Origin of the sequence: Cronobacter sp. HA18006 (assembly GCF_011605445.1) — a bacterium.
GTDB lineage: Bacteria > Pseudomonadota > Gammaproteobacteria > Enterobacterales > Enterobacteriaceae > Cronobacter > Cronobacter sakazakii.
In genome coordinates, this window is sequence record NZ_JAANQB010000021.1 from 20,791 (window position 1) to 42,522 (window position 21,732).

The 21,732-nt window shown below is 58.2% G+C and carries 18 protein-coding genes; 13 read left to right on the plus strand and 5 right to left on the minus strand.

Features of this window, described 5'->3' with window-relative positions; all coding sequences use genetic code 11:
• Positions 1-25: 25 nt before the first annotated feature.
• From msrQ to G9X48_RS12270, 3 genes are all read right to left on the minus strand, one after another.
• Positions 26-628: a protein-methionine-sulfoxide reductase heme-binding subunit MsrQ gene (msrQ, locus tag G9X48_RS12260; protein ID WP_166499954.1), complete on the minus strand. Its 603-nt coding sequence runs from the start codon at positions 626-628 to the stop codon at positions 26-28.
• Entirely contained in the window at positions 629-1,633 is a 1,005-nt protein-coding gene (gene msrP / locus G9X48_RS12265; protein WP_012125991.1) for a protein-methionine-sulfoxide reductase catalytic subunit MsrP, read from the minus strand.
• A gap of 103 nt (positions 1,634-1,736) precedes the next feature.
• Complete coding sequence (locus tag G9X48_RS12270; protein WP_097640654.1) at positions 1,737-2,711, minus strand: MDR family oxidoreductase; 975 nt, start codon at positions 2,709-2,711, stop codon at positions 1,737-1,739.
• Positions 2,712-2,944: 233 nt separating this feature from the next.
• Here G9X48_RS12270 and csrD point away from each other — a divergent pair, with 233 nt between their 5' ends.
• From csrD to tldD, 8 genes are all read left to right on the plus strand, one after another.
• Positions 2,945-4,885, plus strand: coding sequence for an RNase E specificity factor CsrD (gene csrD / locus G9X48_RS12275; protein ID WP_032989002.1), 1,941 nt, complete (start codon positions 2,945-2,947; stop codon positions 4,883-4,885).
• A 307-nt stretch (positions 4,886-5,192) separates the two neighbouring features.
• Positions 5,193-6,236: a rod shape-determining protein MreB gene (gene mreB, locus G9X48_RS12280; RefSeq protein ID WP_004385136.1), complete on the plus strand. Its 1,044-nt coding sequence runs from the start codon at positions 5,193-5,195 to the stop codon at positions 6,234-6,236.
• A 61-nt stretch (positions 6,237-6,297) separates the two neighbouring features.
• Positions 6,298-7,305 carry a rod shape-determining protein MreC gene (mreC, locus tag G9X48_RS12285; protein ID WP_007872749.1) on the plus strand — a complete coding sequence of 336 codons (1,008 nt, stop codon included), beginning with the start codon at positions 6,298-6,300 and terminating at the stop codon, positions 7,303-7,305.
• The gene (gene mreD, locus G9X48_RS12290; protein ID WP_004385134.1) at positions 7,305-7,793 is read left to right on the plus strand and encodes a rod shape-determining protein MreD; all 489 of its coding nucleotides are present in this window, start codon (positions 7,305-7,307) and stop codon (positions 7,791-7,793) included. Before mreC ends, mreD begins: the two co-directional genes overlap by 1 nt.
• A 9-nt stretch (positions 7,794-7,802) precedes the next feature.
• On the plus strand, positions 7,803-8,378 hold the full coding sequence (locus tag G9X48_RS12295; protein ID WP_097648065.1) for a nucleoside triphosphate pyrophosphatase: 576 nt from the start codon (positions 7,803-7,805) through the stop codon (positions 8,376-8,378).
• A 5-nt stretch (positions 8,379-8,383) separates the two neighbouring features.
• Positions 8,384-9,853 (plus strand): ribonuclease G, encoded by a 1,470-nt coding sequence (gene rng, locus G9X48_RS12300; protein WP_004385132.1) that lies wholly within the window; start codon positions 8,384-8,386, stop codon positions 9,851-9,853.
• Between the two features lie 60 nt (positions 9,854-9,913).
• Positions 9,914-13,714 (plus strand): AsmA2 domain-containing protein YhdP, encoded by a 3,801-nt coding sequence (gene yhdP / locus G9X48_RS12305; RefSeq protein WP_097640656.1) that lies wholly within the window; start codon positions 9,914-9,916, stop codon positions 13,712-13,714.
• Positions 13,715-13,799: 85 nt separating this feature from the next.
• On the plus strand, positions 13,800-15,245 hold the full coding sequence (gene tldD, locus G9X48_RS12310) for a metalloprotease TldD (RefSeq protein WP_007888214.1): 1,446 nt from the start codon (positions 13,800-13,802) through the stop codon (positions 15,243-15,245).
• A gap of 40 nt (positions 15,246-15,285) precedes the next feature.
• Here tldD and aaeR read toward each other — a convergent pair whose 3' ends face one another.
• On the minus strand, positions 15,286-16,230 hold the full coding sequence (gene aaeR / locus G9X48_RS12315) for an HTH-type transcriptional activator AaeR (protein ID WP_004385129.1): 945 nt from the start codon (positions 16,228-16,230) through the stop codon (positions 15,286-15,288).
• A 174-nt stretch (positions 16,231-16,404) separates the two neighbouring features.
• Between aaeR and aaeX the strand changes: the two genes are divergently transcribed.
• From aaeX to G9X48_RS12340, 5 genes are all read left to right on the plus strand, one after another.
• Positions 16,405-16,608 carry a p-hydroxybenzoic acid efflux pump operon protein AaeX gene (gene aaeX / locus G9X48_RS12320; RefSeq protein ID WP_004385128.1) on the plus strand — a complete coding sequence of 68 codons (204 nt, stop codon included), beginning with the start codon at positions 16,405-16,407 and terminating at the stop codon, positions 16,606-16,608.
• A 7-nt stretch (positions 16,609-16,615) separates the two neighbouring features.
• Positions 16,616-17,548, plus strand: coding sequence for a p-hydroxybenzoic acid efflux pump subunit AaeA (gene aaeA, locus G9X48_RS12325; RefSeq protein ID WP_097640657.1), 933 nt, complete (start codon positions 16,616-16,618; stop codon positions 17,546-17,548).
• Positions 17,549-17,553: 5 nt separating this feature from the next.
• Positions 17,554-19,521 carry a p-hydroxybenzoic acid efflux pump subunit AaeB gene (aaeB, locus tag G9X48_RS12330; RefSeq protein ID WP_097640662.1) on the plus strand — a complete coding sequence of 656 codons (1,968 nt, stop codon included), beginning with the start codon at positions 17,554-17,556 and terminating at the stop codon, positions 19,519-19,521.
• A gap of 83 nt (positions 19,522-19,604) precedes the next feature.
• Positions 19,605-21,059 carry an NAD-dependent succinate-semialdehyde dehydrogenase gene (locus G9X48_RS12335; protein ID WP_004385125.1) on the plus strand — a complete coding sequence of 485 codons (1,455 nt, stop codon included), beginning with the start codon at positions 19,605-19,607 and terminating at the stop codon, positions 21,057-21,059.
• Between the two features lie 45 nt (positions 21,060-21,104).
• Positions 21,105-21,377, plus strand: a complete 273-nt coding sequence (locus G9X48_RS12340) for a hypothetical protein (protein ID WP_004385124.1) — start codon at positions 21,105-21,107, stop codon at positions 21,375-21,377.
• A gap of 70 nt (positions 21,378-21,447) precedes the next feature.
• Here G9X48_RS12340 and yhcN read toward each other — a convergent pair whose 3' ends face one another.
• Positions 21,448-21,714: a peroxide/acid stress response protein YhcN gene (yhcN, locus tag G9X48_RS12345; protein WP_004385123.1), complete on the minus strand. Its 267-nt coding sequence runs from the start codon at positions 21,712-21,714 to the stop codon at positions 21,448-21,450.
• Positions 21,715-21,732: the final 18 nt, after the last annotated feature.

The following is a 21,732-nucleotide window of genomic DNA, read 5'->3' on the forward strand; positions in this document are numbered from 1 at the left end:
GTGCGGGAAAACGCACATAAACGCGTCACGTTCGCCACCATTGGCGCAGCTTTTTATAGCGCCATGCCAGCAGAACGAGCGCGCCCAGTGCGTAAAGGACAGGTTGCGGCGACAGAATCTTCACTGACCACAGGTAGTGAATCGGGGCGAGGATCGCAACCAGATAGATGAAGTTATGCAATGTTTGCCACCGGCGACCCAGTTTTCGCTGCGCCGCCTGGAAAGAAGTGAGCGCCAGCGCCAGCAGAATAAGCCAGCTGACAACACCCAGCGTCAGGTAAGGGCGCGAAACCAGTTCGCTGCCAAGCAGCGACAGATTGCTAAGCCCTAGCTCCAGCAGCGAATAGCTCACCAGGTGCAGCGTCGCCCACGCAAAACACCATAAGCCCAGCAGACGCCGGGTGCGGATAAGCAGCGGCTGCTTAAGAAGGCGCGTCAACGGCGTCACCAGAAGCGTGGCGAGCAACAGTTTTAGCGCCATTCTGCCGGTAAAATGCTGAATATCTTTCGCCGGATCGGCGCTGAACAAGCCCTGGCTTGCGGCATAAAAAAGCCACACCAGCGGTAAAAATGCGGCGAGATGCAGCGCCACTTTCAGCCAGGTAATCTGTTTTGCCGTTAAACGCACTCAGAAGTTCTCCCGCAGATCGAGGCCTTTATAGAGCGACGCCACCTCATCGGCGTAGCCGTTAAAAAGTAGCGTCGGCTGGCGCTTCACATCGAGCACGCCGCCTGAGCCTATCACGCGCTCGCTGGCTTGCGACCAGCGCGGATGATCGACATGCGGATTCACGTTGGCGTAAAAACCATATTCATCCGGTGCCGCCATATTCCACGTCGTTGGCGGGCGCTCGCGGGTCAACGTAATGCTGACGATCGATTTAATGCCTTTAAAGCCATATTTCCACGGTACGGTGAGACGCACCGGCGCGCCGTTTTGCGGCGGCAGGGCTTTACCGTAGACGCCGGTCGTCAGCATCGTGAGCGGGTGCATCGCCTCATCAAGGCGCAGCGCCTCGACGTACGGATACTCCAGCCCGCCGCCGATGAAGCGGTCTTTCTGGCCCGGCATAATATCGGGCGCGTAGAGCGTTTTGAACGCGACATATTTCGCATTGCTGGTGGGCTCCACCAGCGCGAGGAGTTTATGCAGCGGGAAACCTATCCACGGCACCACCATCGACCAGGCTTCGACGCAGCGCATCCGGTAGATGCGCTCTTCCAGCGGAAACTTTTTAGTGAGGTCGTCGTGATCCAGCGTCAGCGGTTTCGCCACTTCTCCGCCGATTTTCAGCGTCCACGGGTTGGTTTTCAGACTGCCAGCGTTCGCGGCCGGGTCGGCTTTATCCAGCCCAAATTCGTAGAAGTTGTTATAGCCGGTGACTTTATCTTCCGGTGTCAGGTCAAGCTTCGCCTGGTATTGCGCAGGGCGCGTGAAATCAAGCGGCGCACCGGCGGGCGCTTTAGGCCGGTCGTTTCCTTTAAACCAGGAGAGCACATCCGCGTGTGCGGCGGTGGGCAGCGAGAGCGCTGCGGTAGTGATACCCAGGGCTTTCAGCACCTGACGGCGCTGCATAAAGAAAGCCGACTCGGCGGTGACATCGGCTTCGGTTAAACGGCTGACTTTTTTCATGACCGGCTCCGCAAAAACGATACGTAACGCTACCGCTTAATCATGACAGGGCTCAAGTCAGCCTGCGAGTGAAGAGGTTAATTATCTGTAAATAAATTTTAGCTTAGCGAATTTTTACCAGCGTCCGGCCCTGCGCGCGGTTGCTGATAATGGCTTCAGCGAATTCAGCCGCCTGATCGAGCGTGATTTCGGTCGCGCTCTGCTGATAAAACGAGGCCGGTAGATCGCGCACCAGGCGCTGCCATGCTTCAAGACGGCGCGGCGCAGGCGTCATTACGGAATCCACGCCCTGGAGGCGCACATTGCGCAGGATAAAAGGCATCACCGTGGTGGGCAGCGCAAAACCGCCCGCCAGACCACAGGCTGCCACACAGCCGCCGTAATTCGTCTGCGCCAGCACTTTCGCCAGAACTTTATCGCCGACGGTGTCTACCGCGCCTGCCCACAGCTGTTTCTCCAGCGGGCGGCTTTCTGTGAATTCGTCACGGCCCACAATCCGGCTGGCGCCGAGGCTTTTCAGGTAATCATGTGTGCTTTCACGCCCGGAAACCGCCACAACCTGATACCCGAGGTTATGCAACAGCGCCACCGCCGTACTGCCTACGCCGCCGCTTGCGCCGGTGACAAGCACCTCGCCGCTTTCCGGTTGCACACCCGCGTCTTCCAGCGCCATCACGCACAGCATCGCGGTAAAGCCCGCTGTGCCGATAATCATCGCCTGACGGCCATCCAGCCCCTGCGGCAGCGGCACCAGCCAGTCGGCTTTTACTCGCGCCGTTTCGGCAAGGCCGCCCCAGTGGTTTTCGCCCACGCCCCAGCCGGTCAGCAGCACCTGCTGGCCTGGCGTAAAGCGCGCGTCCGCGCTGTCGCGCACGACGCCCGCGAAATCGATACCCGGCACCATCGGAAATTCACGAATGATTTTGCCTTTGCCGGTAATCGCCAGGGCGTCTTTATAGTTAAGGCTTGACCAGTCGATATCGACCGTCACTTCTGCCTGCGGCAGCATCGCTTCTTCTACTGGTTTCACGCAGGCCAGCGTTTTGCCATCCTGCTGTTCGAGAAGTAACGCCTTCATGTTAACGCTCCTTAAAAACGACTTAAGTGGGAAAATCATTCCTGAGGACTATACTCGCATATTGAAACGTTATGCCGATTTGCCGCAAGAAAACTGCATAGCCGCGCCACCATTTCTGGTAGTATGCGCGGTTCGATATTCAAAGTTAGCACTCACTTTCAACCTGTCCATTAGCGTGAAGAACCGAAAGGCGGTTCCCCCGCGTGACACCCAACCACGGAGTTAACACAAGGATGCGCTTAACGACGAAATTCTCCGCCTTTGTCACGCTGCTGGTCGGTATGGCGATGCTGGTGACGCTGCTTGGCTGCTCACTCAGCTTTTTTAACGCCATTCAGCATAAAGTGACGCAGCGCGTCGCGTCGGTGGCTTCCATTGTGGATAACGAACTGGTTTCCCAGTCTCCGCAGATGATGCAGTCCCGGCTTGATGAAATTATGGTGCCGCTGGATATCGTGCGAATCGAGTTCGCGCTGGGCGATAAAATTGTGTTCAGCCATACGAGACCCGAAAGCTATCGGGAATCGCCCTTTCAGACCCGTGCCCGCCAGCTTTCTGTTCCTTTGATCAAACACCCCGGCATGACGCTGCGTTTAACCTGGCAGGATCCGCTGGCCAACTATTATCGTTCTCTGTTAACTACCGCGCCGCTGACGCTGGCTTTTGCCCTGATGGTCATCATCATTTATATCTCCGTACGCTGGATCAAACGCCAGCTTGCAGGCCAGGAACTGCTGGAAGGCCGCGCGGTGCGCATCCTCAATGGCGAACGTGGCGCGAATGCGCGCGGTAATATTCATGAATGGCCCACCCACGCCAGCAGCGCGCTGGATGTCTTGCTGACCGAATTACAGCGTGCCGGAGAACAGCGCAGCCGCATGGATACGCTGATCCGTGCCTTCGCAGCCCAGGATGCCAAAACCGGGCTGAGCAACCGCATCTTCTTTGATAATCAACTGGCGACCCTGCTGGAAGAGCAGGATAACGCCGTGACGCACGGCGTGGTGATGATGATCCGCCTGCCAGATTTCGACATGCTGCGTGATAGCTGGGGAAAAACCGCCGTTGAAGAGTATCTCTTCACGCTTATCAACATGCTTTCTACTTTTATTATGCGCTACCCCGGCGCGCTGCTGGCGCGGTATTTCCGCAGCGATTTTGCCGTACTGTTGCCGCATCGCACGCTTAAAGAAGCCGACAGCATCGCCAGCCAGTTACTGAAAGCGGTGGGGGCGCTGCCGCCGACCCGGATGCTGGACAGCAGCGATATGCTGCATATTGGCATCTGCGCCTGGCGTAGCGGACAGACGACAGAACAGGTGATGGAACACGCCGAAGTGGCGGCCCGCAACGCGGTATTGCAGGGCGGCAACGGCTGGGCGGTCTATGACAGTACGCTGCCGGACAAAGGGCGCGGTAACGTGCGCTGGCGCACTTTAATTGAAAACGCACTGCAGCGCGGCGGCCCGCGTTTTTATCAAAAACCGGCCGTATTGCGCGACGGCTATGTGCATCATCGCGAATTAATGTGCCGTATTTTTGACGGTGAAGAAGAGGTGCTGGCGGCAGAGTATATGCCGATGGTGCAGCAGTTTGGTCTGGCAGAACAGTATGATCGCCAGCTGATTACCCGCGTTCTGCCTTTCCTGCGCTTCTGGCCGGACGAAACGCTGGCGCTGCCGGTCACGGTCGAGTCGCTGATCCGTCCGCCGTTCCAGCGCTGGCTGCGCGACACATTGATGCAGTGCGAAAAATCGCATCGAAAACGCATTCTTTTTGAACTTGCCGAGGCAGATGTTTGTCAACATCTCAGCCGTTTACAACCGGTTGTGCGTTTAATCAGGGCGCTTGGGCTTCGCATCGCGGTGGTCCAGGCGGGATTAACGGTGGTCGGCACGGCCTGGATAAAAGCGCTGGATGTGGAAATCATCAAGCTGCATCCGGGGCTGGTGCGGGATATCAACAAGCGCACCGAAAACCAGCTTTTTGTACAGAGTCTGGTGGAGGCGTGCAACGGAACGCAGACGCGGGTTTTTGCCGCCGGCGTCAGAACCAAAAGTGAATGGCAGACGCTGGTCGAGCGTGGCGTAACGGGAGGTCAGGGCGATTTTTTTGCCGCCTCGCAACCTCTCGATACTAATGTGAAAAAATATTCGCAAAGATACTCGGTTTGACCTGCCGTTTAACTTGTTTTCACGTAGAATAACGCGCGCTGCATCTTAAGGGGGCGTACGCCTGCCGGCCAGAGTGTCGCAGCATATTAACGCAGGCTTTCATTCTTCACGTATAAGACGTCGTCGGGCCAGCAACGCTCACGAAATCGTCAGCCGGAAAGGCCGGGGCGACGACGGTTTAACAGAAGAAAAGCCGCACTATTTTTCACCGATGCAGAACATTTTTTGCGCCTTGTCGCTGCTTCGTGTGGTTGGTAAAGTAAGCGGATTTTGTTTTCCGCCCCAGCTTTCAGGATTATCCCTTAGTATGTTTAAAAAATTTCGTGGCATGTTTTCCAATGACCTGTCCATTGACCTGGGTACCGCGAATACCCTTATCTATGTAAAAGGGCAAGGCATCGTACTGAATGAGCCTTCCGTGGTCGCCATTCGCCAGGATCGTGCCGGCTCGCCGAAGAGCGTCGCGGCCGTTGGTCATGAAGCGAAGCAGATGCTTGGCCGTACGCCGGGCAATATCGCCGCTATCCGCCCGATGAAAGATGGCGTGATCGCCGATTTCTTTGTCACGGAAAAAATGCTTCAGCACTTCATTAAGCAAGTGCACAGCAACAGCTTTATGCGCCCGAGCCCGCGCGTGCTGGTGTGTGTGCCGGTCGGCGCGACTCAGGTTGAACGCCGTGCTATCCGCGAATCCGCACAGGGCGCAGGCGCGCGTGAAGTGTTCCTGATTGAAGAGCCGATGGCGGCCGCGATTGGCGCGGGTCTGCCGGTGTCTGAAGCGACCGGTTCTATGGTGGTGGATATCGGTGGTGGTACGACCGAAGTGGCGGTTATCTCCCTGAACGGCGTGGTGTACTCCTCCTCCGTGCGTATCGGCGGCGACCGCTTTGACGAAGCCATCATTAATTATGTGCGCCGTAACTACGGCTCGCTTATCGGTGAAGCCACCGCTGAGCGTATCAAACATGAAATCGGCTCCGCCTACCCGGGCGACGAAGTCCGCGAAATCGAAGTTCGCGGCCGTAACCTGGCAGAAGGCGTTCCGCGCGGTTTCACTCTGAACTCTAACGAAATTCTCGAAGCGCTGCAGGAACCGCTGACTGGTATCGTCAGCGCCGTTATGGTCGCGCTGGAACAGTGCCCGCCAGAACTGGCTTCCGACATCTCCGAGCGCGGCATGGTACTGACCGGCGGCGGCGCGCTGCTGCGTAACCTTGACCGTTTGCTGATGGAAGAGACCGGCATTCCGGTCGTGGTGGCGGAAGATCCGCTCACTTGCGTGGCCCGAGGCGGCGGCAAGGCGCTGGAAATGATCGACATGCACGGCGGCGACCTGTTCAGCGAAGAGTAACAGCCGCAGGAAAGGGCAACTCCGGTTGCCCTTCTTGTTGGTTTGGGAATACGCATAGCCTATGAAGCCAATTTTTAGCCGTGGCCCGTCGCTACAGATTCGCCTTATTCTGGCGGTGCTGGTGGCGCTTGGTGTCATCATCGCCGACAGCCGCCTCGGTACGTTCAGTCAGATTCGGACGTACATGGATACCGCCGTCAGTCCTTTCTACTTTATCTCCAACGGTCCACGTGAATTACTCGACAGCGTCTCGCAAACGCTGGCGTCCCGCGATCAGCTTGAGCTGGAAAACCGGGCGCTGCGTCAGGAGTTGCTGCTGAAGAACAGCGAAATTCTGATGCTTGGCCAGTACAAGCAGGAAAACGCGCGCCTGCGCGAACTGCTCGGCTCGCCGCTGCGTCAGGATGAACAGAAAATGGTGACGCAGGTGATCTCGACCGTCAACGATCCTTACAGCGATCAGGTCGTGATCGATAAAGGCAGCGTCAATGGCGTTTATGAAGGCCAGCCGGTCATCAGCGATAAAGGCGTGGTGGGTCAGGTGGTCGCCGTGGCGAAACTTACCAGCCGTGTGCTGCTTATCTGCGACGCCACCCACGCGCTGCCTGTTCAGGTGCTGCGTAACGACATTCGCGTCATTGCGGCCGGTAGCGGTTGTACCGACGATTTACAGCTGGAGCATCTGCCTGCCAATACCGATATTCGCGTCGGCGATGTGCTGGTGACCTCCGGTCTCGGCGGCCGTTTCCCGGAAGGGTATCCGGTTGGCGTGGTCTCATCCGTGAAGCTCGACACCCAGCGCGCGTATACCGTCATTCAGGCGCGTCCGACCGCCGGTCTGCAACGTCTGCGCTATCTGCTGCTGCTGTGGGGAGCCGATCGCGAAGGTAAAAATCCGATGACGCCGGAGGAAGTGCATCGCGTGGCGAACGAACGCCTGATGCAGATGATGCCGCAAGTACTTCCATCGCCGGATGCGATGGGGCCGCCTGCGCCTGCTGCGCCAAACGCGGGATCACCCACCGCGACGCCGTCTGGCGGCGCGACTCCCGCACAGGGAGGACAGTAGTGGCGAGCTACCGTAGTCAGGGGCGCTGGGTTATCTGGCTCTCTTTTTTAATCGCGCTGCTGTTGCAGATTATGCCCTGGCCGGATGCGATTATCGTCTTCCGGCCTAACTGGGTGCTGCTGATTCTGCTCTACTGGATCCTTGCGCTGCCGCATCGCGTAAATGTTGGCACGGGGTTTGTGATGGGTGCCATACTTGATCTTATCAGCGGCTCTACGCTGGGGGTTCGCGCCCTTTCACTGAGTATCATCGCCTATCTGGTCGCGCTGAAATTTCAGCTTTTCCGCAACCTGGCGCTCTGGCAACAGGCGCTGGTCGTGATGCTGTTGTCGCTGGCGGCGGATATTATCGTCTTCTGGGCGGAATTCCTGGTTATCGATGTGGCTTTCCGGCCTGAAGTCTTCTGGAGCAGCGTTGTGAATGGCGTGCTCTGGCCGTGGATATTCCTGCTGATGCGCAAAGTACGCCAACAGTTTGCTGTACAATAAAGGACAGATATGACAGATCTTTATCTCGCCTCGGGCTCACCGCGTCGTCAGGAGCTGCTGGGAATGCTGGGCGTTACGTTTGAACGTCTGGTGCCGGGAGTTGAGGAACAGCGCGGCGCGCAGGAAGCGCCGCAGGATTATGTCACCCGTCTGGCCCGCGACAAAGCCCGCACTGGCGTCGCGCTGGCCGCGCGCGATCTCCCTGTGCTTGGTGCCGATACGATCGTCGTGCTGGATGGCGACGTGCTGGAAAAACCGCGCGACGCCGCCCATGCGGCAGAGATGCTGCGCAGGCTCTCCGGGCAAACGCATGAAGTGATGACCGCCGTCGCGCTTGCTGATAAACAGCGCGTGTGTGAGCGTCTGGTCATTACCCGCGTGACGTTCCGGGCGCTGACGGTGCAGGATATCGCGGCGTATGTCGAAAGCGGCGAGCCGATGGACAAAGCGGGCGCATACGGGATTCAGGGGCTGGGCGGCTGTTTTGTCAGACGTATAGAAGGAAGCTACCACGCGGTGGTAGGGCTTCCGCTGGTAGAAACCTGGGAATTGCTGAGCGAATTCAACTCACTGCGTGAGGGATAAACAAGATGACGGCTGAATTGTTGGTTAACGTTACCCCGTCGGAAACCCGGGTGGCGTACATTGATGGCGGTATTTTGCAGGAAATTCACATTGAGCGTGAAGCGCGCCGCGGGATAGTAGGCAATATCTACAAAGGTCGGGTCAGTCGCGTTCTTCCGGGAATGCAGGCGGCATTTGTAGATATTGGCCTCGATAAAGCCGCGTTTCTTCACGCCTCCGACATCATGCCGCACACCGAATGCGTGGCGGGCGACGAGCAGAAAAACTTCACCGTTCGCGATATCTCAGAGCTTGTGCGCCAGGGGCAGGATCTCATGGTGCAGGTGGTGAAAGATCCGCTCGGCACCAAAGGCGCGCGTCTCACTACCGATATCACGCTGCCGTCGCGCTATCTGGTTTTTATGCCGGGCGCGTCACACGTCGGCGTCTCTCAGCGTATTGAGAGCGAAACCGAGCGCGAGCGCCTGAAACGCATCGTGGCGGATTATTGCGACGAGCAGGGCGGTTTTATTATTCGTACCGCCGCCGAAGGCGTCTGCGAAGAAGATTTGGCGTCTGATGCCGCCTACCTGAAACGCGTCTGGACCAAAGTGATGGAGCGTAAAAAGCGCCATCAGACGCGCTATCAGCTCTACGGCGAACTGGCGCTGGCCCAGCGTGTACTGCGTGATTTCGCGGTCGCCCAGCTTGACCGCATCCGTGTCGATTCCCGTCTGACCTATGAAATGCTACTGGAATTTACGGCGGAGTATATGCCGGAGATGACCAGTAAGCTTGAGCACTACAGCGGCCGCCAGCCGATTTTCGATCTCTATGACGTTGAGAATGAAATCCAGCGCGCGCTGGAGCGTAAAGTTGAACTGAAATCCGGCGGGTATCTGATCATCGATCAGACCGAAGCGATGACGACGATTGATATCAACACCGGCGCTTTTGTCGGCCATCGCAATCTCGACGACACCATTTTCAACACCAATATTGAAGCGACACAGGCGATTGCCCGCCAGCTGCGCCTGCGCAATCTCGGCGGCATTATCATCATCGACTTTATCGATATGAGTAATGAAGATCACCGCCGCCGCGTGCTGCACTCGCTTGAGCAGGCGCTGAGCAAGGATCGCGTGAAAACCAGCATCAACGGCTTCTCGCAGCTCGGCCTGGTGGAAATGACCCGCAAACGTACCCGCGAAAGTATTGAACATGTGCTGTGTAATGACTGTCCAACCTGTCATGGTCGCGGCACCGTGAAAACGGTAGAAACCGTCTGCTATGAAATCATGCGCGAAATCGTGCGCGTGCATCACGCTTACGACTCTGACCGCTTCCTGGTTTACGCGTCGCCTGCGGTGGCGGAGGCGCTGAAAAGCGATGAATCCCATGCGCTGGCCGAAGTGGAGATTTTTGTCGGTAAACAGGTTAAGGTGCAAATCGAACCGCTCTATAACCAGGAGCAGTTCGACGTGGTCATGATGTAGCGCACAGCGGTCGACTGTGTGAGTGAAGGTACCGCCGCGGCGGCTGACAAGGAGAGAAGGGTGAGGCGACTGCCGGGCATTTTGCTACTCACAGGCGCAACGCTGATTGTTATCGTCGCACTGATGGTGAGTGGACTGCGCCTCGCGCTGCCACATCTCAACACCTGGCGGCCCGCGCTGCTGGAGAAAATCTCCAGCGCGACCGGCGTTCCCGTACAGGCGAGCCATGTTGACGCCGCCTGGCAAACTTTCGGCCCGACGCTCGACGTGCGTGATATCCGCGCGCAGCTCAGCGACGGCGGCAGCGTGTCCGTCAGGCGCGTCACGGTCGCGCTGGATGTCTGGCAAAGCCTGCTGCATCTGCGCTGGCAGTTTCGCGATCTCACCTTTTACCAGCTCCAGGTGCGTACCAACACGCCAATCAAACAGCGCGAAGGCGGCAACCCGCTGGAAGGCAACAAACTCAGCGATCTCTTCTTCCGTCAGTTCGATCACTTCGATCTGCGCGACAGTACACTCAGCTTTATCACGATATCCGGCCAGCGCGCCGAACTCGCTGTTCCTCAGTTAACCTGGCTTAACGGGAAAAATCGTCACCGCGCCGAAGGCCAGGTCAGCCTCTCCAGTCTTACCGGTCAGCATGGCGTGATGCAGGTGCGCATGGATCTGCGCGATGACAACGGCCTGCTGAATCGCGGTACGGTCTGGATGCAGGCGGATGATGTGGATGTTAAGCCCTGGCTTGGCCAGTGGATGAAAGATAACGTCGATCTGACCAGCGCGCAGTTCAGCCTCGAAGCATGGATGACGCTGCGTGACGGCGAGGTGGAAGGCGGCGATATCTGGCTCAAGCAGGGCGGCACCACCTGGCGCGGCGAGGATCGCAGCCACCGTCTTTCGGTGGATAATCTGACCGCGCACATCAGCCGTGCCGATGACGCCTGGCAGGTCGCCATCCCGCAGACGCGCGTGACCGTGGACGATAAGCCCTGGCCCGCAGGTTCGCTGAATCTGGCCTGGCTTGCCGATCAACCGGTCGACGGCGACAAAGTCCGGCGCAGCGACGAACTGCGCGTACGCGCCAGCAACCTTGAGCTGAGCGGACTGGAAGGGTTTTTACCACTTGCAACAAAGCTTGCGCCGTCGCTTGGCGAAGTGTGGGGCAGCACGCGCCCGAAAGGGAAAATTGATGCGCTGGCGCTCGATATCCCGCTTCAGGCGACCGACAAAACGCGTTTTCTGGCCCGCTGGAGCGATCTCTCCTGGCAGCAGTGGAAACTTCTGCCTGGCGCGGAGCATTTTTCCGGCTCGGTTTTCGGCACGCCGGCGCATGGCCAGGCGACGGTCAATATGACTGACGCCCGGATGCCGTACCAGACGGTGTTCCGCGCGCCGCTTGAGATTACGCGCGGCGAGGCGACGCTGGACTGGCGCAACGATGCGCAAGGCTTCACGCTTGCCGGTAAACATCTTGATGTGCAGGCGCATTCCCTGTGGGCGCGTGGTGATTTCCGCTATCAGCAGCCGAAAAACGGCCAGCCCTGGCTGGAAATACTGGCAGGCATTAAGACCTCCGATGCCGCACAGGCCTGGCGCTACTTCCCGGAAAACCTGATGGGTAAAGATCTCGTCGATTACCTGAGCGGCGCGATTCAGGGCGGACAGGTGGAGAACGCCACGCTGGTCTATGTCGGTAACCCGCAGCACTTCCCATATAAACAAAACGACGGTCAGTTTGAAGTCTATGTGCCGCTGCACAACGCCACCTACGCGTTCCAGCCGGACTGGCCCGCGCTGAAAGATTTCGCTATTAATCTCGATTTTCGCAATGACGGGCTGTGGATGGCGGCGCCGCAGGTCATGCTTGGCGGCGTTACGGGTAAAAACCTGACGGCCGTTATCCCGGACTACTCGCAGGAAAAACTGTTTATCGATGCCGATATTGCCGGACCGGGTAAAGCAGTCGGGCCTTACTTTAAAGAGACGCCGCTTGCGGATTCTCTGGGCACGACGCTGGACGAGCTCCAGCTCGACGGCGATGTGAATGCTCGCTTACATCTCGACATTCCGCTGGATGGCACCATGACGACCGCGAAAGGCGACGTCTGGTTGCGCAATAACGCGCTATTTGTGAAGCCGCTCAACAGCACGCTGCATAACCTGAACGGCAAATTCAGCTTCGTTAACGGCAATCTGCAGAGCGAACCGTTAACGGCCACCTGGTTTAACCAGCCGCTGAATATCGACTTCTCGACCCGTGAAGAGCCGAAAGCTTATCAGGTAGAAGTGAACATGAACGGCGACTGGCAGCCCACCCGCACCGGTCTTCTGCCGAAGCCGATGAACGACGCGCTCAGCGGCAGCATTCCCTGGAACGGCAAAGTGGCGATTTCGCTGCCTTATCATGCGGGTGTGAATTATCAGGTCGACATTAGCGGCGATCTGAAGAATGTAAGCAGTCACTTACCTGAGCCGGTTGAAAAGCCCGCAGGTAAAGCGCTGCCGTTTAAAGTGCGCGCGAAAGGCGATCTCAAAAGCTTTGATGTGACCGGCAACGCCGGGGCAGAAAACCATTTCAACAGCCGCTGGCTGCTGGGCCGCAAGCTGACGCTGGACAGGGCTATCTGGGCCTCTGACAGCCGCACCACGCCGCCGCTGCCGGAAAACCGCGGCGTTGAGCTGAATCTGCCTGCGATGGATGGCGCGCAGTGGCTGGCGCTCTTTAACCAGGGCGCGGCCGAGAAGGTCAGCAGCACGACGCTGTTCCCGGAGGCGATAACGCTGCGCACCCCGGCGCTGACCTTCGGCGGACAGCGCTGGAATAACCTCAGCATCATGACGAAGCCGCAGACAGGCGGTACGGAAGTTTCCGCTCAGGGCCGTGAAATTAACGGTCGCCTGCTGATGCGCGACGGCGCGCCGTGGCTTGCGAATATCGACTATCTCTATTACAACCCGAGCCACGCGGATGAAGCGACCACGGTGTTGACCACGCCCTCCGGGCAAAAAACGCAGGCCGTGGACTTCAGCCAATGGCCAAATCTGGCGCTGCGCTGCGCCGAGTGCTGGCTGTGGGGACAGAAATATGGCCGCATCGACGGCGATTTCACCATTAACGGCGATACGCTGTCGCTCGCGAACGGTCTGCTGGATACCGGCTTCGCGCGCCTGACGATGGAAGGCGAATGGGTTAACCGCCAGGATGCCATGCGCACTTCAGTCAAAGGCGTGCTGAAGGGGAAACAACTGGATGCGGCGACCAATTTCTTCGGCGTGAAAACGCCGCTTCAGGGATCGTCGTTTAATGTCGATTACGATCTCCACTGGCGCGACGCGCCGTGGAAACCGGATGAAGCTTCACTGAATGGCGTGCTGCATACTCGCCTCGGCAAAGGACAAATCGCCGATCTGGGCACCGGCCACGCGGGGCAACTGCTGCGCCTGCTGAGCTTCGACGCGCTGCTGCGCAAGCTGCGCTTTGACTTCAGCGATACCTTCGGCGAAGGTTTTTATTACGATTCGATTCGCAGCACGGTCTGGATCAAAGACGGTATCATGCACACTGAAGATACGCTGGTGGATGGCCTGGAAGCGGATATCGCCATGAAAGGCTCCGTTAACCTGCCTGCCCGGACGCTGGATATGGAAGCGGTCGTGGCACCGGAGATTTCCGCAACGGTCGGCGTGGCGGCGGCGTTCGCCGTGAACCCGATTGTCGGCGCGGCGGTGTTTGCCGCCAGCAAAGTGCTTGGCCCGCTGTGGAATAAAATCTCCGTACTGCGCTATCACATCACCGGGCCAATCGATAAGCCGCAAATCAATGAAGTGATGCGCCAGCCGCGTGCGCAAGCGGCGCAATGATTTGACGCCGCGGCGGAATTACCGCAAGCTCGCCTGATAACCTTTTTCATTGCCCGTGCGGGCAGGACCAAGAGAGTAGCAAATAATGAGTCTGAACCTGGTAAGTGAGCAGCTACTGTCTGCCAATGGCCTGAGCCATCAGGATCTCTTCTCCATCCTGGGCCAGCTTTATGAGCGCCGCCTGGATTACGGCGATCTTTACTTTCAGTCCAGTTATCACGAATCCTGGGTTTTAGAAGACCGTATCATCAAAGACGGCTCTTACAATATCGACCAGGGCGTTGGCGTACGCGCCATCAGCGGCGAGAAAACCGGTTTCGCGTATGCCGATCAGATTAGCCTGCTGGCGCTGGAGCAGAGCGCGCAGGCCGCGCGCAGCATCGTGCGCGAGCAAGGCGAAGGGCGCATTAAAACCCTGAGCGCCGTGGACTATTCGCCGCTCTACACCACGCTCGATCCGCTGCAAAGCATGAGCCGTGAAGAGAAGCTCGATATTTTGCGCCGTGTCGATAACGCCGCGCGCGCCGCCGACAAGCGCGTCCAGGAAGTAAGCGCGAGCCTGACCGGCGTCTATGAACTGATTCTGGTGGCGGCGACGGACGGTACGCTGGCGGCTGACGTGCGCCCGCTGGTGCGCCTTTCCGTGAGCGTACAGGTGGAAGAAGACGGCAAGCGTGAGCGCGGCTCCAGCGGCGGCGGCGGCCGTTTCGGCTACCAGTGGTTTATGGAGAATACCGACGGCGAAATACGTGCTGAAGCCTGGGCGAGAGAAGCGGTGCGCATGGCGCTGGTAAACCTGAGCGCGGTGGCGGCACCTGCCGGCACGCTGCCGGTTGTGCTGGGCGCGGGCTGGCCGGGCGTGCTGCTCCATGAAGCCGTCGGTCACGGTCTGGAAGGCGACTTCAACCGTCGCGGCACGTCGGTTTTCAGCGGTCAAATGGGCGAGCTTGTGGCGTCTGAACTCTGTACTGTGGTGGATGATGGTACGCTTGCCAATCGCCGTGGTTCTCTCGCGATTGATGACGAAGGCGTGCCGGGCCAGTACAACGTGCTGATCGAAAACGGCATCCTGAAAGGTTATATGCAGGATAAGCTCAACGCGCGCCTGATGGGCGTCGCGCCGACCGGTAACGGCCGCCGCGAATCTTACGCGCACCTGCCGATGCCGCGCATGACCAATACTTACATGCTGGCCGGGAAATCCACGCCGCAGGAGATTATCGAATCCGTGGATTACGGGATCTTCGCGCCGAATTTCGGCGGCGGCCAAGTGGATATCACCTCCGGTAAGTTCGTCTTCTCGACGTCGGAAGCGTATCTCATCGAAAACGGTAAAGTGACGAAGCCGGTGAAAGGCGCGACGCTTATCGGCTCCGGCATCGAGGCGATGCAGCAGATTTCGATGGTCGGTAACGACGTGAAGCTTGATAACGGCGTCGGCGTCTGCGGTAAAGAAGGCCAGAGCCTGCCGGTGGGCGTCGGTCAGCCGACGCTGAAGGTCGATAACCTCACGGTCGGCGGCACGGCGTAAGCATGTGGTATAGCCCCTCCGTTTGCGAGGGGCGAGACACTCAGGCGCGGCTCTCTTTTCCCTTCACGTTTCTTCCCCGCATCTCCTGGTATACCTGCGCCACTTTCACGAAATAGTCGTTGAGCGCGTTTATACACACTTGCACCTTAAGCGGCAGTTTGTCCTTTTCGGTATAGAGCGCGTAGACCGGACGCGGGTCGGACTGGTAGCGCGGAAACAGGATCTCCAGTTCTCCGCTGTTGATCTCGTCGATCACCCACATCAGCGGCACATACGCAATGCCGGCGCCCGCCTTCAGCCAGCGTGAGAGGGTCATCGGATCGTTAGTGACAAAACGTCCCTGCGGCAGCAGACGGGTGGAAATGCCTTCCGGCGCGATAAGCTCGAATTCATTATCCGGGCGTACGCTATATTCAAGCCATGAATGATTGGCGAGGTCGGCGGGTTTTTCCGGCGTGCCCGCCTGGGCGAGATAGCTTTTGGCCGCGCAGACGACCATCGGCATCGAGCCGAGGCGCTTCGAAAACAGGCTGGAATCCTGCAGCGCACCGACGCGGATCACCACGTCCAGCCCGTCGGCGATGAGATCGGGCGCCGGAATACCGGTCACCAGGTTGACCGACAGCCCGGGATAGTCGCGCAGCATTTCGGCGGTCAGAGACGCCAGCACATTTTGCGCCATGGTTGAAGAACAGCCGATCCGCAGCGTGCCGATAGGGCTATTATTAAAAGCGTATAACTGTTCATGCACTTCCTGTACTTCATGCAGCATACGACGGCAGCCCTGATAGTAGATCCGGCCTGCCTCGGTTAAGCCAATGCTGCGGGTGCTGCGGTTTAACAGCTTGACCTGCAACTCATCTTCCAGTTTCGATACCGTCTGACTGATAGAGGAGACGCTCATCTCAAGCTGCCTGGCGGCGCTGGTAAACGAGCCCAGCTCCACCACTTTGGCGAACACCGACATTCTTTTTAGTCGTTCCATTATTCACTCTGGCTTAAAAGTGATTTAGATCACATATCATAGATAACTTACTATCAGTTACGCTAATATATTATTTCCAACATAACTACACCGCACTCTCGCCCGGCCATTCCTGGTCACTCGTTGCGGAATATAGTTTAAAAATCAATCGCCTGCACGCAAATCAAGGTCAACATGAGTCTTTTTCCGGTCATTGTGATATTCGGTCTTTCCTTTCCGCCGATCTTTTTTGAGCTTCTGCTGTCGCTGGCGATTTTCTGGCTGGTGCGCCGCGCGCTGATCCCGACCGGGATTTACGATTTCGTCTGGCATCCGGCGTTATTTAATACGGCGCTCTACTGCTGTCTGTTTTATCTGCTGTCGCGCTTGTTTGTCTGAGGTTGATGTGAAACTACTAACAACAAAAATCACCCGCACAGCCATCACCGTGGTGCTGGTCGTGCTCGCCTTCATCGCCATTTTTCGCGCCTGGAGTTTTTATACCGAATCGCCCTGGACGCGTGATGCGCGCTTCAGCGCCGATGTGGTCGCCATCGCGCCCGACGTCGCCGGGCTTATCACGTCGGTGGACGTGCATGACAACCAGCTGGTGAAAAAAGATCAGGTGCTTTTCACTATAGACCAGCCGCGCTACCAGAAGGCGCTGGAAGAAGCCGAAGCCGATGTCGCGTATTACCAGGCGCTGGCCAATGAAAAACGCCGCGAGGCGGGCCGCCGTAATAAGCTTGGCATTCAGGCGATGTCACGTGAAGAGATAGACCAGGCGAACAACGTGCTGCAAACCGTGCTGCATCAGCTGGCGAAAGCCGAAGCGACGCGCGATCTGGCGAAGCTTGACTTGCAACGCACCGTGATCCGCGCACCTGCGGATGGCTGGGTTACCAACCTTAACGTTTACACCGGCGAATTTATTACGCGCGGCTCCACGGCGGTGGCGCTGGTTAAGGAGAACAGCTTCTACGTTCAGGCTTATATGGAAGAGACCAAGCTTGAAGGCGTGCGTCCTGGCTTTCGCGTAGAGATTACGCCGCTTGGCAGCAATAACGTGCTGCACGGCACCGTCGACAGCGTCTCGGCAGGCGTGACAAACGCGAGTAGCACCCGTGATGCCAAAGGCATGGCGACCGTCGATTCCAACCTTGAATGGGTGCGTCTGGCGCAGCGCGTACCGGTACGCATTCGCCTCGATAAACAACCCGGCAACCTCTACCCGGCTGGCACGACGGCGACCGTCGTGGTGACGGGAGAGCGGGATCGTGACCGCAGCCAGGAATCGGCTTTTAACAAGCTGATGCACCGTCTGCGCGAATTCGGCTAATGATGATGGGCTTTTTATCAATCGATCCCCGGCATCTGCGCTTTGCGATAAAGCTTGCGACCGCCATTGTGCTGGCGCTGTTCGTCGGGTTTCACTTTCAGCTTGAGACGCCGCGTTGGGCCGTGCTGACCGCGGCGATTGTAGCCGCGGGTCCGGCGTTTGCCGCTGGCGGCGAGCCGTGGTCCGGCGCTATCCGCTATCGCGGGATGCTCCGCATCATCGGTACGTTTATCGGCTGTATCGCCGCGCTGGTGATGATCATTGGCACCATTCGCGCGCCGGTCGTGATGCTGACGCTTTGCTGCATCTGGGCCGGTTTCTGCACCTGGGTCTCGTCGCTGGTGAAAGTCGAAAACTCGTACGCCTGGGGGCTTGCGGGTTATACGGCGCTGATTATCGTCATCACGATCCAGACCGAACCGCTGCTCGCGCCGCAGTTCGCGCTGGAGCGCTGCAGTGAAATCGTGCTCGGGATCTTCTGCGCGATTATCGCCGATCTACTGTTCTCACCACGCTCCATTAAAAAAGAGATCGACCGTGAACTGGACGCGCTGCTGGTGGAGCAGTTTCGCCTGATGCAGCTCTGCATGGCCCACGGCGACAGCGAAGCGGTGGACAAAGCCTGGGGCGCGTTGGTGCGCCGCACCGCCGCGCTCGACGGCATGCGGGTGAACCTGAATATGGAGTCTTCGCGCTGGGTGCGTGCGAACCGCCGCCTTAAGGCGCTCAATACGCTCTCGCTGACGCTCATTACCCAGGCCTGCGAGACGTATCTCATCCAGAACACCCGCCCGGAGTCGATAGCGCCGGAATACCGCGAGCTGTTTGTCGAGCCGGTGGAAACCGCCGCTGATGTGCACCGCCGCCTGAAATTCATCCGCCGCGTGCTCTCCTGGACCGGCGAGCACGACACGCCGGTGACGATTTACACCTGGGTGGGCGCGGCCACACGTTATCTGCTGCTCAAGCGCGGCGTGATCACCAACGCGAAAATCAGCGCGGTGGAAGAGGACGTATTGACCGACGAAGTGGTGGTTAAAGCGCCGTCGGCGGAGCGCCACCACGCCATGATCAACTTCTGGCGCACGACGGTGTCGTGCCTGCTGGGCACGCTTTTCTGGCTGTGGACCGGCTGGACCTCCGGCAGCGGCGCGATGATCATGATTGCGGTCGTGACGGCGCTGGCGATGCGCCTGCCGAACCCGCGCATGGTATCGCTCGATTTTCTCTACGGGATGCTCGTCGCGCTGCCGCTCGGGGCGTTATATTTTCTGGTCGTGCTCCCTTCGACTCAGCAGAGCATGTTGCTGCTGTGTATCAGCCTGGCGCTGCTCGGCTTTTTTATTGGCATCGAAGTGCAAAAGCGGCGGCTCGGCTCCATGGGCGCGCTGGCGGGCACTATCAATATTCTGGTGCTGGATAACCCGATGACGTTCCATTTCAGCCAGTTCCTCGACAGCGCGCTCGGGCAACTGGTGGGCTGTGTGCTGGCGATGATGGTGATTCTGGTGATCCGCGATAATTCGCAGGCGCAGACGGGCCGCATGTTGCTGAACCAGTTTGTCTCGGCGGCAGTCTCGTCGCTCACCACCAACAAAGCGCGGCGCAAAGAAAACCATCTGCCTGCGCTGTATCAGCAGCTCTTTCTGCTGCTAAGCAAATTCCCGGATGACGTGGCGAAGTTTCGCCTGGCGCTGAATCTCATCATCGCGCACCAGCGTCTGCGCGAAGCGCCGGTGCCGGTCAATGACGATCTCTCGGCGTTTCACCGTCAGTTGAGACGCACGGCGGACCGGGTCATTTCCGCCTCCAGCGATGAAAAACGACGCGCGACGTTCCGCCAGTTGCTGGATGAGCTGGCGGTCTACCAGGAGAAGCTGCATGTCTGGGCGGCGCCGCAGTCGGTGATTGATTCTGTGAAGCGGCTGACCGATATGCTTCATAAATATCAGCAGGCTTTTACCAACACGTAATGCCAAAACCGACGCCCAAAGCGTCGGTTTTTTTCTGTCTATACTTACCTCCATCCACGGAATTTCACGTGCAGGAGGGGACAATGACCGCACAAGCATTTGCAGAATATGCGTTTTTCAAAACCGGCTATTTTGTCGACGGGAAATGGCACAGCGCGCAGGAGACCTTCGATGTGCTGAACCCGGCGACGGGCGACGTCATCGCGCAGGTTGCGAAAGCGGGCAAAAAAGAGACCGAGGCCGCTATCGCCGCCGCCAGCCGCGCTTTCCCTGCCTGGCGCGCCAAAACCGCGAAAGAACGTTCTGAAATTCTCTATCGCTGGTATCAACTCATCATTGAAAACAAGCGCGCGCTTGGCGAGCTGATGACGAGTGAGCAGGGCAAGCCGCTGAAAGAAGCCGAAGGCGAAGTGGAATACGCCGCGAGCTTTATTCAGTGGTTCGCCGAGCAGGCCAAACGCGCCAACGGCGAAATCATTCCACCCGTGAAGCCTGGCTCGCGTATCCTGGCGACCCGCGAGCCGGTCGGCGTGGTGGCGGCGATCACGCCCTGGAACTTCCCGATGGCGATGCTGACCCGCAAGCTTGGCCCGGCGCTCGCCGCGGGCTGCACCGGCGTGATTAAACCCGCTAACAATACGCCGCTCAGCGCCTTCGCGCTGGTGGCGCTGGCGCAACAGGCAGGCGTGCCGGACGGCGTGCTGAACGCGGTGGCGGGCAGTACATCGGAAATCAGCGACGCCATTATGGCAAGCCCGGATGTCCGCAAAATCTCCTTCACTGGCTCGACCGCTGTTGGCAAAACGCTGATGCGCAACGCCGCTGAAACGATGAAGAAAGTGTCGATGGAGCTTGGCGGCAATGCGCCGTACATCGTGTTTGACGATGCCGACATCGACGCGGCGGTCAAAGGCGCGGTCGCCAATAAATTCCGTAACGCAGGCCAGGTGTGCGTCAGCGTTAACCGTTTTTACATCCAGGAAGGCGTTTATGACCGTTTCGTTAATCAACTGGCGGAAGCGGTAAAAGCGCTGAAAGTGGGCAACGGCATGGAAGACGGCGTGATCGTCGGGCCGCTTATCGAGCAATCGGCGGTCGATAAAGTGCGTGAGCATGTGGAAGACGCGGTCGCGAAGGGCGCGAAAGTGCTGACCGGCGGCAAACCGCATGCGCTCGGCGGTAATTTCTGGCAGCCGACGGTGCTGATTGATGCGAACGACGATATGAAACTGGCGCAGGAAGAGACGTTCGGCCCGCTGGCGGCTTGCTTTAGCTTTAAAACCGAAGAGGAAGTTATCGCGCGGGCCAACAATACGCCTTATGGCCTCGCCGCTTACTTTTACACTCAGAATCTGCAGCGCGTGTTCCGCGTCTCACAGCAGCTGGAAAGCGGCATGATTGGCGTTAACGAATGTGCCGTTTCGACCGAAGTGGCGCCGTTCGGCGGCGTGAAGGAGTCAGGGCTTGGGCGCGAAGGCTCTGTGCTGGGCCTCGATGAGTTTATGGAAGTGAAAACGCTGCATCTTGGCGGGTTATAAGCGTGGGGGCGGCATCACAGCCGCCCGCTAAACGTGGTGGCGACAATGAAAAGCTACAGTTTTGATTTCAGTACGATTGCCAGTCAGCAGGATTTCTATCGGGCATTTGCCGACACGTTTGGCATCGGGGCCGCGCGCGTAACGGATCTGGATAGTCTGTGGAAGGTGGTGATGGAAGAGGGGCTGCCGTTACCGCTGGAGATTGTCTTCCTGCATGTGACGGCGGAAGTGAAACGCCGCTTTGGCGCGCTGATTCTGCTGTTTGATGAAGCAGAAGAGGAGCTGGAAGGTCAGCTCCTCTTCAATATCCGGCAATAGCCATACTCCAAACCCTCAAAAAGGCCCCCGCGAAGCAGGGGCAAAAGTCGTCGAAGAAGACGACGAGGGTTTATTTGTACAGTTCTGCCGTGGCGTGCCAGTGATCGCCCTGAGTCAGCTCAGTGATGCGATAGCTGCTTGCGCCTTCTTTTTCTGCTTTAGCGGCCAGTTGCTGGCGAACATCCATCGGCGAGCCGCTCAGCTGCGTCACGGAGACGGAGCCCATCGGCTGGAGATTTTGCGCCTGTTGCGCGTTGACCTGTTGAACTGCGGCGCTCGCACCAAATGAAAGTACGGATGCAAGGCCCAGAGCAGCGATGGTAAATGTCGTTTTCATCATTCATTCCTCATGCAG